At 69.0% G+C, this 15,320-nt stretch carries 13 protein-coding genes; 8 read left to right on the forward strand and 5 right to left on the reverse strand.

Annotated elements, in window-relative coordinates; genetic code table 11:
* Positions 1–80 precede the first annotated feature (80 nt).
* Positions 81–956 carry a phosphoadenylyl-sulfate reductase gene (locus QQZ11_RS04340; protein ID WP_022909098.1) on the reverse strand — a complete coding sequence of 292 codons (876 nt, stop codon included), beginning with the start codon at positions 954–956 and terminating at the stop codon, positions 81–83.
* Positions 953–2,683 (reverse strand): nitrite/sulfite reductase, encoded by a 1,731-nt coding sequence (locus QQZ11_RS04345; RefSeq protein ID WP_284548894.1) that lies wholly within the window; start codon positions 2,681–2,683, stop codon positions 953–955. Before QQZ11_RS04345 ends, QQZ11_RS04340 begins: the two co-directional genes overlap by 4 nt.
* 758 nt (positions 2,684–3,441) lie before the next feature.
* Here QQZ11_RS04345 and QQZ11_RS04350 point away from each other — a divergent pair.
* The 4 genes from QQZ11_RS04350 to QQZ11_RS04365 all read left to right on the forward strand — a co-directional run bounded on the left by QQZ11_RS04350 (position 3,442) and on the right by QQZ11_RS04365 (position 9,103).
* Positions 3,442–4,326, forward strand: a complete 885-nt coding sequence (locus QQZ11_RS04350; protein ID WP_284548896.1) for a Type 1 glutamine amidotransferase-like domain-containing protein — start codon at positions 3,442–3,444, stop codon at positions 4,324–4,326.
* Between the two features lie 50 nt (positions 4,327–4,376).
* The gene (locus QQZ11_RS04355; protein ID WP_022909094.1) at positions 4,377–5,063 is read left to right on the forward strand and encodes a response regulator transcription factor; all 687 of its coding nucleotides are present in this window, start codon (positions 4,377–4,379) and stop codon (positions 5,061–5,063) included.
* A gap of 68 nt (positions 5,064–5,131) precedes the next feature.
* On the forward strand, positions 5,132–6,475 hold the full coding sequence (locus tag QQZ11_RS04360) for a sensor histidine kinase (RefSeq protein WP_284550152.1): 1,344 nt from the start codon (positions 5,132–5,134) through the stop codon (positions 6,473–6,475).
* A gap of 117 nt (positions 6,476–6,592) precedes the next feature.
* Entirely contained in the window at positions 6,593–9,103 is a 2,511-nt protein-coding gene (locus QQZ11_RS04365; RefSeq protein WP_446698813.1) for a sodium-translocating pyrophosphatase, read from the forward strand.
* 82 nt (positions 9,104–9,185) lie between these two features.
* Here the strand turns inward: QQZ11_RS04365 and QQZ11_RS04370 are convergent, their stop codons facing one another.
* Positions 9,186–10,166 carry a DNA-3-methyladenine glycosylase family protein gene (locus QQZ11_RS04370; RefSeq protein WP_022909091.1) on the reverse strand — a complete coding sequence of 327 codons (981 nt, stop codon included), beginning with the start codon at positions 10,164–10,166 and terminating at the stop codon, positions 9,186–9,188.
* Positions 10,167–10,257: 91 nt separating this feature from the next.
* On the opposite strand from QQZ11_RS04370, the gene QQZ11_RS04375 reads away from it, so the two are divergent.
* Both QQZ11_RS04375 and QQZ11_RS04380 read left to right on the forward strand, forming a co-directional pair.
* Complete coding sequence (locus QQZ11_RS04375) at positions 10,258–11,724, forward strand: YibE/F family protein (protein ID WP_284548898.1); 1,467 nt, start codon at positions 10,258–10,260, stop codon at positions 11,722–11,724.
* Between the two features lie 45 nt (positions 11,725–11,769).
* Positions 11,770–12,564 (forward strand): siderophore-interacting protein, encoded by a 795-nt coding sequence (locus QQZ11_RS04380; protein ID WP_284548899.1) that lies wholly within the window; start codon positions 11,770–11,772, stop codon positions 12,562–12,564.
* Between the two features lie 50 nt (positions 12,565–12,614).
* On the opposite strand, the gene QQZ11_RS04385 is transcribed toward QQZ11_RS04380, so the two are convergent.
* Positions 12,615–13,490, reverse strand: coding sequence for a phosphotransferase enzyme family protein (locus QQZ11_RS04385; protein ID WP_022909088.1), 876 nt, complete (start codon positions 13,488–13,490; stop codon positions 12,615–12,617).
* Positions 13,491–13,552: 62 nt separating this feature from the next.
* On the opposite strand from QQZ11_RS04385, the gene QQZ11_RS04390 reads away from it, so the two are divergent.
* Complete coding sequence (locus QQZ11_RS04390; RefSeq protein WP_022909087.1) at positions 13,553–13,837, forward strand: GNAT family N-acetyltransferase; 285 nt, start codon at positions 13,553–13,555, stop codon at positions 13,835–13,837.
* Between the two features lie 147 nt (positions 13,838–13,984).
* On the forward strand, positions 13,985–14,533 hold the full coding sequence (locus tag QQZ11_RS04395) for an NUDIX hydrolase (protein WP_022909086.1): 549 nt from the start codon (positions 13,985–13,987) through the stop codon (positions 14,531–14,533).
* A gap of 9 nt (positions 14,534–14,542) precedes the next feature.
* On the opposite strand, the gene QQZ11_RS04400 is transcribed toward QQZ11_RS04395, so the two are convergent.
* Positions 14,543–15,253, reverse strand: coding sequence for a hypothetical protein (locus QQZ11_RS04400; protein WP_284548901.1), 711 nt, complete (start codon positions 15,251–15,253; stop codon positions 14,543–14,545).
* Between the last annotated feature and the right edge of the window lie 67 nt (positions 15,254–15,320).

Raw genomic sequence — 15,320 nt, forward strand, 5'->3', positions numbered from 1 at the left:
TCGTCGGCGATGGGCAGCACGTCGAGTGGGTCGACGGGGCCGTCGGCCAGGGTCTTCTCAGTCACAGTCATCGTGCCCTCTCAGAGGTGGATGCCACATTCGGTCTTGGACAGTCCGGCCCAGCGGCCCGAGCGGGGGTCCTCGCCGGGGGCGACCCGACGAGTGCAGGGAGCGCAACCGATGGAGGGGTAGCCCTCGGCCAGCAGCGGGTTGACGGGCACCTGGTGTGCCTCGGCGTAGTCGATGACGTCGTCGAAGCTCCAGTGGGCCAGCGGGTTGATCTTCACCAGTCCGTGCCGCTCGTCGAAGGTCACCAACTCGGTGGTGGCGCGAGTGGGGGCCTCGTCCCTGCGGACCCCGGTGAACCACGCCTCGTAGCCCTTCAACTCCCGGGCCAGCGGTTCGACCTTGCGCAGCTGGCAGCACAGGCCCGGGTCGCGATCGTGCAGCTTGGCCCCGTACTCGGCGTCCTGTTCGGCGACGGTCTGCAAGGGCAGCACATCGACGACGTTCACGGGCATCGCGAGCGGCAGTTCAGCGCGCAGACCCCGGGTCTCGGGGAAGTGGTAGCCCGTGTCGAGGAAGAGCGTGTCGACCTGGGGGATCCGTGAGCTCACCAGGTGGGCGAGCACCGTGTCGGCGGCCATCGAGCAGGCCACCGCGACGCGGTGACCGAACGCCTCGGCGGCCCAGGCGATGACCTCGGTCGCACCCTGCAGGGCATCGGCGGGTGGTGCGGCGAAGCGTCGGTTCCCGGCGTCGGCGAGGGTGCGCAGTTCGTCCGAGGTGCGCTGGCGCTCACGCGGAACGGTGCGCAGGGCCGCGAACATGCCCTCGTGCTCGAACGCGTGGGGTTGCGCCCACAACGGTGCGGTGGTGTCGGCGGGAACGTGGTGCAGGGTGCGGTCCCGCGGGGTCGCCGGATGGGTGGCGGTGCGGAATGGGCTCAGGGTCATACCAGTGCCTCGTCCTCGGCTCGATGGACCCAAGCGGCGAAGGTCTCGCCGTCGGTGCGCTCGCCGTGCCACCGCCGCACGACCCGCTCGACGTAGTCGGTGAGGTTGTCGGCGGTCACCTTGAGGCCGCGCACGGTGCGACCCAGTCCCGCCTCCGGACGACCGTGGGTGGCCAGGCCGCCGCCCAGGTGCACCTGGAAGCCGGGGACCTGTTCGCCGTCGTCGCCCAGGACGAGTTGCCCCTTGAGGCCGATGTCGGCGGTCTGGATGCGGGCGCAGGAGTTGGGGCAGCCGTTCAGGTGCAGGGTCAGCGGATCGGTCAGCTCGAGATCGGCCAGGCGATCGTCCAACTCGCGGATCGCGGCGGTCGCCGTGTCCTTGGTGTCGACGATGGCGAGCTTGCAGAACTCGATGCCCGTGCAGGCCATGGTGCCGCGGCGGAAAGCGCTGGCTCGGGTCTGCAGCCCGAGGGCATCGAGCCCGGCGACAGCCGCGTCGAGGTGGTCGGGAGCGACGTCCAGCAGCAGCACCTTCTGGTGGGGGGTGAATCTCGCCCGGTCGGAGCCGACGCTGGTCATCAGGTCGGCCAGACCCTGCAGGGTGTCGGCACCCATGCGACCCACCACCGGGGCGGCCCCGATGTAGTGGTTGCCGTCCTTCTGGGCGTGCACACCGATGTGGTCGGAGGCGGACCCGTCGGGGCGGGCCTCGGGGCCGTCGGGCAGCGCCCGGCCCAGGTACTCCTGCTCCAGCACCTGACGGAACTTCTCGGTACCCCAGTCGTTGAGCAGGAACTTCAGTCGGGCCTTGTTGCGCAGCCGGCGGTAGCCGTAGTCACGGAAGATGCGGGTGACCCCGTACCAGACCTCGGCCGCCTCCTCGGGTCGGACGAACGCACCGAGCCGCTCGGCCAACCTCGGCGCCGTCGACAGTGCACCGCCGACCCACAGGTCGTAGCCGATGCCCAGTTCGGGGTGCTCGACCGCCACCAGGGAGATGTCGTTGATCTCGTGGACGACGTCGTGGCTCGGATGCCCCGTGATGGCCGACTTGAACTTGCGAGGCAGGTTCGCCAGTTCCGGGTCGCCGATGTAGCGGTGGAGGATCTCGTCGATCACCGGAGTGGGGTCGATCAGTTCGTCGACCGCGACGCCGGCCACGGGGGAACCGAGGATGACGCGGGGGCAGTCACCGCAGGCCTCGACGGTGCGCATGCCCGCGGCCTCGAGCTTGTCCCAGATGGTGGGGACGTCCTCGATGGAGATCCAGTGGTACTGCAGGTTCTGGCGGTCGCTGATGTCCCCGGTGCCGCGTGCGTGGTCGCGCGAGATGTCGGCGAGGGTCTGCACCTGCTGCTGGGTGAGGGCGCCGCCGTCGAGGCGCACCCGCATCATGAAGAACTTGTCCTCCAACTCGTGCGCCTCGAGTTGGGCGGTCCGGCCCCCGTCGATACCCGGCTTGCGCTGGGTGTAGAGGCCCCACCAGCGGAAGCGGCCGTGGAGGTCGTCCCCGTCGATGGAGTCGAAGCCGTCCCGTGCGTAGGTCGAGATGATGCGGTCGCGCACCTCGAGCACATCGGACTCCGCCTTGAAGACCTCGTTCGCATTGAGGGGCTCACGACCGCTGACGAGCCACTGGCCGTTGTTGGTGCCGGCGCGCGGGCCACGGGTGCGGGCGCCGGTGTGCTCGGCTGCAGCCGTCTGGGGCGCGGAGGGGGCTTGGGTCATAAGCACATGTTATTGATGTCATACGCAAGGCGAATAGTGAGCGCCCGCATCGTGGGACGAGCTGCCACCGACTAGGTGGAACGAGGACGACTTGCCGCGTCGGCGGACCACGTGCGCATCTGGCGCCGTGGCGGAGGTGGTCGCAGGCCCGGGTTCGGCGCGGTGCCCCCGTTGCGAGCTAGCTGCCCTCGTCCGGCGCGGGTGCCCGCGTTCCGAGCCAGCTGCCCTCGTCCGGCGCAGTTGCCCTCGTTCCAGGGCAGGGCAAGCGGTCCCAACGAGGGCAAACTGGGCGGGATGAGGGCAAGTCGCGGCGAACCGGGACGGAGGGCCCCACCGAGGGGGCGGAACCGGAGTGGTGGCGGGCGCCCAGAGCAGGCAAGTGCGCAGAGCAGGCAAGTGCGCAGAGTGACGGGCGTGTCAGACGCGCAGGCTCCGGCGAGAGGGACCCGGGGAAGGGGACGAACAGCGTGGACTGGGACAGCAGGTTGCGCCACGACCACGACCGCGGCCCCGAATGCGGCTGTGCGGGCCATCCTGATGCAACCTGCTGCATCACAACCTGAGGTGCCGCACCAACTGCGCTCCTCCGGCGCCGCCGTGGCCCGAGGATCGGGTCACAGAATGGACCAGAACGCCGCCCGCACCCCCTCACCTCGACCGGGCCGGAGGTGTCGGTCCTGGTCCCGCCGACCTCCACCGTCCCCCAACCCGGACGAGTGACCAGCCCTGCCCCGACCGGGCCCACTAGCATCGGGACCATGACGATCCATCTGGTGGGCAGTGGTGCACAGGTCGAGGGCCTCGACGGGGTGTGGGACTCCTTCGTGGCCGAGGCCAAGCGACGCTCGGGCGGCGATGGGGCTCGTCCGATCGTGGTCTGCCTGCTGGAACTGCCCGAGGACGGTGGGCTGTCGCCCGAGTGGACCGCTGGCTACACCGACCCGATCCTGGCCCGCTGGCCAGAGGCGCCGATCGAACTGGTGACCCTTCGCCCGACCGAGGCCTTCCTGGCACACCCGACGTTCGGGTCGTCCACACCCACCCCCGACGACGCCACCCCCGCCCAAGCCACACCCGCCCAGGACGCCACCGAACCGTCGTCCACCCCTGAACCGGTCACCGAACCCCCCACCCCGACCCTGCCCGATCTCTCGCAGGCCGCCGGTCTGGTGGTGGGGGGCGGCTGGACCCCGGGATATCTGCACTGCCTGCTCCCGCACCGCGACCAGATCGCCCGAGCTGTGCGCCGCGACCTGCCCTATCTCGGCTTCTCCGCGGGGGCCTCGATCGCCGCTCGGCACGCTCTGGTGGGCGGACAGTTCGCCGACGGCATCCGGGTTCAGCAGGAGTTCGCCGCCGAGGACCTTCGCGAATTGACCGTGGTCGACGGCCTCGCCCTGGTGAGCGCGCTCGTGCAGGTGCACACCGATGAGTGGTCCAACGAGGGCATCGTCATCTCGGCGATCGAGCGAAACCTCGCGGGCCACGCGGTTGCCATCGACGAGGGCACCGCCTTGGTGGTCGAGCCGGCGTCGGGACGCACCACCCGACTCGGACGAGGTCGGCTGCGCTGGTTCTCGAAGGAGAGCCACGGGGTTCTCGTCCACACCGAGGAACCAGTGCGGACGAGCGACGAGGGCTGACGCTCCGGGTCCGGTGCCACGATCGATCCTCGACATGGCAAGGTAGCCTCATGCAGATTCTGGTGGTGGACGACGACCAAGCCGTGCGCGACTCGCTGGCGCGATCGCTGCAGTACTCCGGCTACGAGGTCGCCACCGCCCAGGACGGTCTGGAGGCGATGGCCAAGCTGTCGGCCGTGCGTCCCGACGCGGTCGTGATGGACGTCATGATGCCTCGACTCGACGGACTCGAGACCACCCGCATGCTTCGCGGCGGCGGCAACGACGTGCCGATCCTGATCCTCACCGCCCGTGACGCCGTCGGCGATCGGGTGGACGGGCTCGACGCGGGTGCCGACGACTACATGGTCAAGCCCTTCGCCCTCGACGAGCTGCTCGCACGGCTGCGCGCGCTCACCCGCCGCAGTCGTCCCGAACCGGAGCAGAACTCCGAGACGCTCAGCTTCGAGGACCTGCACCTCGACCCCCAGACCCGCGAGGTGACCCGCAACGGTCGCCGGATCAGCCTCACCCGCACCGAGTTCGCCCTGCTCCACGTGTTCATGGAGCACCCGCGGCGCGTGCTCGAGCGCGGCTGGCTGTTGAACGAGGTGTGGGGGTTCGACTTCCCCACCACGGCCAACTCGCTGGAGGTCTACATCGGCTACCTGCGCCGCAAGACCGAGGGTGAGGGTGAGTCGCGCCTCATCCACACCGTGCGCGGGATCGGCTACGTGCTGCGCGAAACCCCCCCGTGATCGACTGGTTGACCCGACGACTGACCCCTTCGTGGTCGTCCCCGGAGCCGGCCCCGCTGGGCCGGCGGATGGTGTCGATGCTGGTGGTCGGGCTGGTGGTGGCCGTGCTGCTCGTGGGAGGCGCAGCTTGGGCCAGTACCCGCTGGTCGCTGTACCACCAGCTCGACAACGAACTGGTGGCCATGAGTGGTCAGTTCTCCGCGCCCATCCAGGGTGACCTCGAGAACATGGGTGGACTCTCCGCCGAGGCCCTTGCCCCCACCCAGACCAGCCTCGTGCTGGTGCGCGCCGACGGCCAGGTGACCGGACTGCCGGGAGCCGAGACGGTGCTCACCCCGGGTCCGGACGAGCTGACCGTGGCCCGCACCCAACACGCCAGCCCCGCGCACACCCAACTCCTGCAGGGGCAACGGTTGCGGGTGCTCGCCACACCGCTGGTGATCGACGGTCAGTCCTATGCCTTGGTGGTCGCGCAACCCCTGGCCCCCACCGACGAGACCCTGAGCCGGTTGACCGTGGTGCTGGTGCTCGTGGGTGCCGCTGGCGTGGTGGGGCTCGGCCTCCTGGGCTGGGCGCTGGGACGATCGGCGGTGAAGCCGCTGCGCCAGTTGGCCAACGCCGTGGCCAGGATCACCGAGACCGACGACCTTCGTCCGGTGCAGATCGCGCAGTCGGACGATCTGGGCAATCTGACGGAATCGTTCAACACCATGCTCAACTCGCTCGCCAGTTCCCGCGAGCGCCAGAAGAGGTTGATCGCCGACGCCGGGCACGAGCTGCGCACCCCGCTCACCTCGATGCGCACCAACGTCGAACTCCTCATCGCCGACGACAAGACCGGCATGCTGCCACCCGGGGCCAGGGCCGAGATCCTGCACGACGTCGCCGGGTCACTGGGCGAGTTCACCTCGCTGGTCGGCGACCTGGTGCAGTTGAGCCGGGACGACCGGGTGGCGATCTCGCGGGAGCCCATCGACTTCGCCGAGGTGGTGCGTTCGGCCATCGTCCGGGCTCGACGTCGGGGGCCGGGGCTCGTCTTCGACGTGGAACTCAACCCCCTCTACCTGCTCGGGGAGTCGGACAACCTGGAGCGAGCCGTCACCAACCTGCTCGACAACGCGGTGAAGTTCTCCCCGCCGGGAGGCACCATCCGGGTCCACCTCGAGGGCGACCGGTTGCGCATCTCCGACCAGGGCCCGGGCATCGCCGAGGAAGACCTCCCCCATGTCTTCGACCGCTTCTTCCGCTCCGACCGCGCTCGCAACACCCCGGGCACCGGGCTGGGCCTGTCGATCGTCGCGCACACCGTCGAGGCCCACGGCGGCACCGTCCGCGCGGGGCACTCGGCCGAGGGTGGTGCCGAGTTCACCGTGATCCTGCCCGGTAGCCAGCGCCCTCTCGACGAGCCCTGAGGCCCTCCCCCACCGCTTAGGGCACCCCCCGAATCGCCCGATACTACGCGTCGTAGTATCTAGTTGACGGCGCTTTCGACGCCGCCCCACCAGCCCAGCGCAGGAAAGCTGTCACCGATGAAGGTCACGCGGCCCAGAGTCACTCCCCAACCATCCAGCCCGTCCAGATTCCTGGGTCGCCGCGCTCGCGGCGCCATGGTCGCGATCGGGTTGACCGCACTGCTGGCCGGGTGCTCCGGCCCGTCAGGGACGCGGGTGGGGGGTGAGGCCAGTCTGCAGTTGCCCGACCTGGGCAGCGTCGACTTCCTGGGTCTGCCCGGCAACCTGCTGCTGGGGCTCGGCCTGATCGTGTGCGCCCTCGGCCTCGGCTTCGGGCTGCTCACCTACCGTCAGCTCAAGGCGATGCCCGCCCACTCCTCCATGCGGGAGATCTCGGAACTGATCTACACCACCTGCAAGGCCTACCTGCGCAAGCAGGGCCAGTTCCTGTTGATGCTGTGGGCCTTCATCGCGGCCATCATCATCGGCTACTACCTGTGGCTCGGTTTCGGTGTCGGCCGCACCGCCGTGGTGATCGCCTTCTCGCTGATCGGCATGGCTGGCTCCTACGGTGTCGCCTGGTACGGCATCCGGGTCAACACCCTGGCCAACTCGCGCACCGCCCATGCCTCTCTCAGCGGCAAGGCCCTTCCGGTCCACGACATCCCGCTGCGCTCGGGCATGAGCATCGGCATGGTGCTGATCTCGGTCGAGCTGGCCATGATGCTGATCATCCTCGTCTTCCTGCCCGGTGAGATCGCCGGCGCCTGCTTCATCGGGTTCGCGATCGGTGAGTCCCTTGGCGCGTCGGCCCTGCGCATCGCCGGCGGCATCTTCACCAAGATCGCCGACATCGGTGCCGACCTCATGAAGATCGCCTTCGGCATCAAGGAGGACGACGCCCGCAACCCCGGCGTCATCGCCGACTGCACCGGTGACAACGCCGGCGACTCGGTCGGTCCCTCGGCCGACGGGTTCGAGACCTACGGTGTCACCGGCGTGGCCCTGATCACCTTCATCCTGCTGGGCGTGCACCAGCAGCAGTTGCAGGTGCAGCTGCTCGTCTGGTTGTTCGTCATCCGCGCCGTGATGATGGTGGCCTCGGCCGCGTCGTACTACCTCAATGCCGCCATCACGAACGCCCGCTGGTCCGATGCCGTGACCATGGACTTCGAGAAGCCGCTCACCAGTCTGGTGTGGCTCACCTCGGTGGTCTGCCTCGCCGCCACGTTCGGCACCTCCTGGCTGCTGATCAGTGGCCTCGGGGACGGACTGTGGTGGAAGTTGTCGCTGATCGTCTCCTGCGGCACCCTGGCCGGTGCGCTCATCCCCGAACTCGTCAAGGTGTTCACCTCGGTCAAGTCCCGCCACACCCGCGAAGTGGTGGTCTCGTCCAGCAAGGGCGGGGCATCACTGAACGTGCTGTCGGGCCTGGTGGCCGGCAACTTCTCGGCCTTCTGGATCGGCGGCGCCATCACTGCGCTGATGGCGGTCGCGTACTGGATGTCGACCACCGGGCTGGGGCAATTCATGACCGCACCTGCCGTGTTCGCGTTCGGCCTGGTCGCCTTCGGCTTCCTCGGCATGGGACCGGTGACGATCGCCGTCGACAGCTACGGACCGGTCACCGACAACGCCCAGTCGGTCTTCGAACTGTCGACCATCGAGCAGTTGGGGGTCGAGGACGAACTGGAGGCGGAGTTCGGTCGCCGTCCCGACTTCGAGCAGGCCAAGTTGCTGCTGGAGGCCAATGACGGTGCCGGCAACACGTTCAAGGCCACCGCCAAGCCGGTGTTGATCGGCACCGCCGTGGTGGGCGCGACCACCATGATCTTCTCGATCATGATGGGTCTCACCGACGGTCTGACCCATGACGTGGCCAACCTGTCGCTGCTGCACGCCCCCTTCCTGCTCGGCCTGCTGATGGGTGGCGCCGTCATCTACTGGTTCACGGGCGCCTCGATCCAGGCCGTCACCACCGGTGCCTACCGAGCGGTGGAGTTCATCAGCGCCACGATCGACCTCAAGGGTGACAACACCCGCGCCAGTGCCGAGGACTCGTCGAAGGTCGTCGAGATCTGCACCAGGTACGCCCAGCGAGGGATGTTCAACATCTTCCTCGGTGTCTTCTTCGCCACCTTGGCCTTCGCGTTCGTCGACCCGTACTTCTTCATCGGTTACCTGATCTCGTTGGCGATGTTCGGTCTCTACCAGGCGATCTTCATGGCCAACGCCGGCGGCGCCTGGGACAACGCCAAGAAGCTCGTCGAGGTCGACCTCGGTCGCAAGGGAACTGCCCTGCACGAGGCCACCATCGTCGGCGACACGGTGGGTGACCCCTACAAGGACACCTCGTCGGTGGCGCTCAACCCGGTGATCAAGTTCACGACCCTGTTCGGACTGCTGGCCGTCGAACTGGCCGTGCTGCTGCGCCACGACTTCGGTGGCGTGTTGACCGGTGTCCTCGCCGCCGTCTTCCTGCTCGCCTCGCTGGTCTTCGTCCGCCGCTCCTTCTACTCGATGCGCATCGGGGAAGAACTGGAGGACCTCAAAGTAGAACCGGCCGTCGACGTGGCCGAAGCCTCCTGACCCGCGCAGACAGCGCCCCCTCCCCCAGCTGAGCCGGGACCCCTCACCGGGGTCCCGGCTCAGCCGCGTCCAGGCCGCTGGATCACCAGGAGCGCGTCGGAAGGTGGGTCGGCAGGCTGCGCCGTGGACCCCGGCGCTCGGCACGAGGTGCCCTCGCCAGCAACAGTTCAACTCGGTAGCGGTGGCCACGAAACGGCACCAGAAGGACTGTCGCGTGCCTCGAGTCGCCCGGTTCGAGGGACGACCGGGTACCGGTCAGCGCGTGACTGATGGCCCCGGGCACGTGGTAGTCGTCCACACTCCAGGCATCGGGATCACCGACGGCGGCCTGCCGAACCCTGGCGGCCGTCCACGGACCTATCCCTGGCAGTGACTGCAGCGCGACCGCCAGCGCCTCGCCGGCAGCCACGGCGTCGTCGTACCCCTGACGGTCGAGGATCCGTTGCAGCGCGGGCACCCGAGCCAGCGCTGCGACCAGGGTGCGCGCGCGTCGGGGGTCGACCCCGGCCAGTACGAACGCCCAACTCGGGATGGCGACCCACTGTTCGGCCGACGGTGGGCACACCATGCCCGCCGCGGGATGGCCCTGGTCCACCCACGTGACCGCCGTCCCGTACTGGCGGATCAGGGTGCGCAGGGCAGCAAAGGCCTCGGCGCCGGTGACCTTCTGCTCGATCACCGTGGGCGCGAGTGACTCGGCGACCAACTCGCTGCGGCCGATGGGCTGCAGGTGTGCCCGCGCGAGGGGGCCGACGACCGGGTGGGTGCGCAGGGGATGGTCCTCCGCGATCACGTCCAGGCGGTCGTCGGAGCCCAGCAGCCGTGGCGCCGAGGCCAGCGCCCAGCCGGCGCCGGGGCCCCAGGCCCGCACGTCGACGTCCTCACCCCGCGCGGTGAACTCCGTGAGAGCCGGCCCCTCGGGAGTGGTCGAGGCACGCCACCAAGTTCCGTGACGGTGCCGATGGGTGGGGTCCCCGTGGCCTCGCTGGTGTCGCGCGAGGTTCGAGTCGAGGCAGGGCGCGAGCCCCGGAACCACCCGCCCGACGGGGCCCTTGCGCTGCATGGGGTCACTGTAGTGTGGCGCCATCGACGGGCACCGCCCTCGACGACGCGGACGACCGGGGGCCGCATCGACCGCGACGAAGGGGGTGCGGGTGTCACACCACCACCACGGCTCGACCGAGGTCGACCTCACGCCGACGCAGCGGGAGCACCGCCGCTCGGCCTTGGCCTGGCTGGTCGGTGCCCTGATCCCACTGGCGGTGGCGACCCTGATCGGCCTGGTCGCGCTGTGGCCCGACGACGTCACCAAGCACATCGACACAACCGGCATCGAGCAGGTCGTCCCCGGGGCGACAACCCAGGTGGGCACGATCACCGCCACCCAGAGCGTCGGCTGCAACGGTCAGGCGGGTGCCGTGCCCGGCGCCGACTCGGAGTGTGTCGCCATCGACGTCCGCATCGACGACGGCCCCGACCGTGGCACCAGCCAGTCGTTCACCCTCACGAATGCGCATCTGCGCTCGGGGGTCAGCGTCGGCGACAAGGTCTCGGTCTATCGCATCCCGCTGGCGGGGACGAGCCCCACCGAGGTCATCTACTCCTTCCGTGACTTCGAGCGCACGATCCCCCTGACGGTGTTCGCGGTGGCGTTCGCCGTTGCCGTGGTGGCCGTGGCGAGGCTTCGAGGACTGCTCGCGATCGTCGGACTCGGGTTCGCCTTCTTCATGATTGCCCGGTTCATGCTGCCCGCCCTGATCGAGGGCAAGGACCCGGTGCTGGTGGGCGTGGTGGGCAGCGCGGCGATCATGTTCGTGGTGCTCTACTTCGCCCACGGCTTCACCCTTCGCACCACGACGGCTCTGGTCGGCACGCTGTTCGGGCTGCTGTTGACGGCCGTCCTGGGCGCGGTGGGCGTGCGCTGGGCCCACCTGACGGGCATCGGCGGCGAGGACGACTTCAGTCTCTCGGCGGCCTCCCCCGACCTGAAGCTGACCTCGGTGGTGATCTGCGCGGTGATCGTGGCGGCCATGGGGGCGCTCAACGACGTGACCATCACCCAGGCGTCTGCCGTCTGGGAGTTGGCCGACACCGTCACCGACCGGCGCAGGCTGTTCTCCAGCGCCATGCGCATCGGTCGGGACCACATCGCATCGACGGTCTACACCATCGCCTTCGCGGCGGCGGGGGCGGCGCTCCCGGTGCTGCTGCTGTTGTCGGTGCTGCAGAGGCCCGTCGGTGAGGCCCTCACCTCGGAGGTGTTCGCGGCCGAGGTGTTGCGCACCACGATCGCCTCGATCGGGCTGGTGCTGGCCGTGCCCGTCACCACTGCGGTCGGTGTCGCCGCCATCGGGCTGGGTCGACACCGGGCCCCATTCACGGCCACCGATCCGGCAACCGACGACCATGCCCCGCACCAGCCGCCGTTGGAGGTACCGCAGCGCCGGCCCGTGGACGATGCCCCAGCACTCGACCAGCCGGTACCCCTGGACGAGCCGATGCCGGCCCGGCCCGGCCCGCTGCAGGGCGACCCGGCGGGGGCCCGATCGGTGGACGAGTCGCCCCCCTCGGCGGCCCAGGAGTTCAATGACGACCGGGCCTACCGCCGTCCCACTCCGTGACATGCCCACCAGACCCAGCCACTCCGCACCCACGACAGGAGCGCCATGTACGGCAGCGTGATCTCGACCCAGCGACTCGGCGGTGACCTGTGGCGGGTCGTGCTCGGCGGTGAGGGATTGTCCGACTTCGTGCCCAGCGAGTTCGCGGACTCCTACGTCAACTGTTCCTTCATCCCGGAGGGAGCACCGTACGGGGTGCCCTTCGAGACCGATCAGGTGAAGGACCTGCCGCGGGAGCAGCGCCCCTTCCCGAGGCGGATCACGGTCAGGCACTGGGACGAGGACTCCCGTCAGCTCACCCTCGACTTCGTCGCCCACGGAGACGTCGGTCACGCCGGGGTCTGGGCCAGGACCGCCGCTGCGGGTGACCTGCTGCAGTTGAAGGGCCCCGGGGGCGAGTACACGCCCCACCCCGAGGCGGATGCCTACCTCTTCGTCGGTGACGAGTCCGCCCTGCCCGCGATCTCCGTCGCCTGCGAGCGGGTGCCGGCCGGTCGTCCGGTCACGGTGGTGGCCGAGGTCGACTCGGCCGACGGCGAACTCGACCTCAGCTCACCCGGCGACCTGACCATCGTCTGGGTGCACCGTGCAGGGGTGGACGACCCCGACAGACTGCTGGCGAACGCGATCGCGTCCCTACCTCACCAGCAGGGCAGGGTCAGCGCGTTCGTGCACGGTGAGGCCATGGAGACCAGGCTGGCCCGGCGGGTGGTCCTTCGACAAGGACGGGTCGACCGCGAACTGCTGTCGTGCTCCCCGTACTGGCGACGTGGCCTGGACGACGAGCAGTGGCGCTCGGTGAAGAAGGACTTCGTCAGGCAGTCCCAGGCCGAGATCTGATCCCAGGCCCAGATCTCACCCAGGCCCAGATCTGACCCCAGACCCAGATCTCAGCGAGGTGCAGATCTCGCGATGTCACCGACGAGGTCGAGGATGGGTCGGCGCAGCCGGTGGACACGTTCGATCATCAACACCGTCAGCAGCGCGTTGGCCTCGTCCTGTTCAGGCAGGAACCACGCGAGGAAGTCCTCCTCGATGCCGATCATCAGCTCGACCGTGCGTGCGACTTCCAGGTCGGTGATGGGGCTGACGGCGTGATAGCCGCGCACCATCGACTCGAGCAGCGGCAACCACTCGTCCTCGCGTCCCGCCTCGAACAATCGGGCCATCACCGACAGTGACCCGTACAGCGGGTCGACCCAGCGGGGTCCGAGTTCGAGGTGGTCGAAGTCGATGTAGCCGCTGACCTGCTCGCCAACGAACAGGACGTTGCCCGCGTGGAAGTCACGATGGATGATCTGCAGCGGCAGGCCCTCGGTGCCACGACGTCGGCGGCGCACGTGCAGACCACGGGCGATCGCCTCGGTGATGTCGATGTCGGCCATCGCGGCGTGGAGACTGGCGGCGGCCCCACCGACCAACCGGACCCGATCATCGGTGCCCGGCAGGGTGTAGTCGTGCCACGCATGCCCGTCGATCTCGCTGTAGACCAGGATCGCGTCATTGCCGTGCATCTGGTGCTTGGCACCCGTGACACTGGGCAACAGCTGGGTGACGGGCACCCCGCGGGCCGTGAGCTCATCGAGGATCCACACCTCCGCGCCCACGCTCTGGCGCGGCCGCTTCTTGACGTGCACAGCGCCGTGCTCGGTGAGCATCCGCAGCCCGCCGCCGTTGACCTCGGTCAGGGTGATGTGCGCCAACTGAGGCCAGTGCTGGGTCAACCAGCCATGATCGGGCCAGCCCTCGAGGATCACGTCGTCCATCGCGCCAGCGTAGTGGTCACGACAGTTCCCCCTGAGCACGCCGGCCGAGGCACACTGGACGCATGGCAGACCTGACCGTGACCCAGCAGCCCGACTCCTCCCGCTTCGAGGCGCATCTCGACGGTGAACTCGCAGGGTTCATCGACTACGAGGCCGCGGGAGACGTACTCGACCTCACCCACACCGAGGTGTTCCCCCAGTTCGGTGGCCAGGGCGTCGGGGCCAAGCTCGTCCGCGGTGCCCTCGACCAGATCCGGCAAGCCGAGCAGACGGTCATTCCGACCTGCCCGTTCATCGCCTCCTACATCGACAAGCACGACGACTACGCCGACCTGCTGGCCGCCTGACCAGCTGGGGCGCACCCCTCGGTGAGAGTTGTCCACAGGGGTTGTCCACAGTGTGGAAAACCACAAGCGTGTAATTACGCCGTGGTCGTCCCGGGGTTGGGGACGACGCCCCACCAGCCGCACCGCCCGCGCGGCTAGGGTGAACCCGTGACCGCCCCCGACATCCGCTTCTGCCGTCTGTGCGGAACACCCATGCAGCAGCAGGTACCGCCGATGGAGGACCGCCCCCGCCCGGTCTGCCCGGCGTGTGGATACATCGACTACGTCAACCCGATCAATGTCGTCGGCACGGTGCCGACCTGGGACGACGGACGAAGCGTGCTGCTGTGTCGCCGCAACATCGAGCCTCGCAAGTACTTCTGGACGCTGCCCGGTGGCTTCCTGGAACTGGGCGAGACGATCGCGGCGGGGGCCGAGCGCGAGACCCGCGAGGAGGCTGGTGCCCGGGTCACGATGCACGGGCTGTACACGGCCATCGACGTGCTCCGCGCCGGGCAGGTGCACCTCTTCTTCCGGGCGAGCCTTGCCGACCTGGACCTGTCACCCGGCATCGAGACGATCGAGAACAGGCTGTTCGACGTCGCCGACATACCGTGGGAGAAGTTGGCCTTCCGCACGGTGCGGCTGACCCTGCGCCACTGGGTGGACGATCTGGAGCGCGGCGAGTTCCCGCTGCACCAGGAGTCGATCAGCTGAGGTCGGGACTCATCCCTCGTCCGATTGCTGCAGCATCGCCCGCCATCGCCGTTCGAGGTCGGGGGGATCGACGGCAGGACCGTCCTCCACGTGCGTGTCGAGCTGCTCGCGCCAGGCCCTGATGCCCCACCAGTCGCCCACCAACCAGGCGGGGACGCTCAACCCCACCGCCACGGTGAGGGGCGGGAAGAGCACGACCGGCAGGCAGACCACCAGCACGAGCGGGGTCAGCCAGGCACGCACGGGGCGTTGCTTCATCACCATCGCGGCCAGTTGCAGCACCTCGGTGCGCGTGGCCGTCACCGGTCTCGCCGAGGCGGCCAGCGTGTAGGCGGCCAGGAGCACGGTCAGTGCCCAGACCACCGGTGCCAGTACACCGATCACCAGGACGCGGGTGCTCGAGTCGACCTGCGCCGCGGCCCAGAGATTGGCCAGTGAGCCCCAGGTCACGATCCACAGCAACAGCGAGACGGGGAGGTCGCGCCGCCACGTGCTCGCCACCTGCCTCCACACGGTGGTCCAGGCGTCGTCCGCGTGCCGGTTGAGCGAGGTGACGACCCGGGTGACACCGGCCAGACCAGGCACCAACAGGAGCACGCTCACGACGGCGATGATTCCCGCCCAGTTGGACGCCAGGAACGCGGTGGGCCTCCGTAGGAAGCCCATGAACCGCTGGGTGCGGTCGGGGCCGGTGCGGGGGGTGGGTGAACGTTTCGCCATGGGTCGAGTGTGGCCGATCAGTGCCCGATGACCGAACCGCCCGGGTGATCGGACACCCGGGCCGTCG

It is taken from the genome of Aestuariimicrobium sp. T2.26MG-19.2B, assembly GCF_950101875.1.
GTDB lineage: Bacteria > Actinomycetota > Actinomycetes > Propionibacteriales > Propionibacteriaceae > Aestuariimicrobium > Aestuariimicrobium kwangyangense.

Excerpts from the sequence above, each read along its gene's own strand:
- QQZ11_RS04355 (WP_022909094.1), top strand. The coding sequence starts at position 4,377 with ATGCAGATTCTGGTGGTGGACGACGACCAAGCCGTGCGCGACTCGCTG.
- QQZ11_RS04350 (WP_284548896.1), top strand. The coding sequence starts at position 3,442 with ATGACGATCCATCTGGTGGGCAGTGGTGCACAGGTCGAGGGCCTCGAC.
- QQZ11_RS04380 (WP_284548899.1), top strand. The coding sequence starts at position 11,770 with ATGTACGGCAGCGTGATCTCGACCCAGCGACTCGGCGGTGACCTGTGG.
- QQZ11_RS04365 (WP_446698813.1), top strand. The coding sequence starts at position 6,593 with ATGAAGGTCACGCGGCCCAGAGTCACTCCCCAACCATCCAGCCCGTCC.
- QQZ11_RS04385 (WP_022909088.1), bottom strand. The coding sequence starts at position 13,490 with ATGGACGACGTGATCCTCGAGGGCTGGCCCGATCATGGCTGGTTGACC.
- QQZ11_RS04390 (WP_022909087.1), top strand. The coding sequence starts at position 13,553 with ATGGCAGACCTGACCGTGACCCAGCAGCCCGACTCCTCCCGCTTCGAG.
- QQZ11_RS04340 (WP_022909098.1), bottom strand. The coding sequence starts at position 956 with ATGACCCTGAGCCCATTCCGCACCGCCACCCATCCGGCGACCCCGCGG.
- QQZ11_RS04370 (WP_022909091.1), bottom strand. The coding sequence starts at position 10,166 with ATGCAGCGCAAGGGCCCCGTCGGGCGGGTGGTTCCGGGGCTCGCGCCC.
- QQZ11_RS04360 (WP_284550152.1), top strand. The coding sequence starts at position 5,132 with ATGGTGTCGATGCTGGTGGTCGGGCTGGTGGTGGCCGTGCTGCTCGTG.
- QQZ11_RS04400 (WP_284548901.1), bottom strand. The coding sequence starts at position 15,253 with ATGGCGAAACGTTCACCCACCCCCCGCACCGGCCCCGACCGCACCCAG.
- QQZ11_RS04345 (WP_284548894.1), bottom strand. The coding sequence starts at position 2,683 with ATGACCCAAGCCCCCTCCGCGCCCCAGACGGCTGCAGCCGAGCACACC.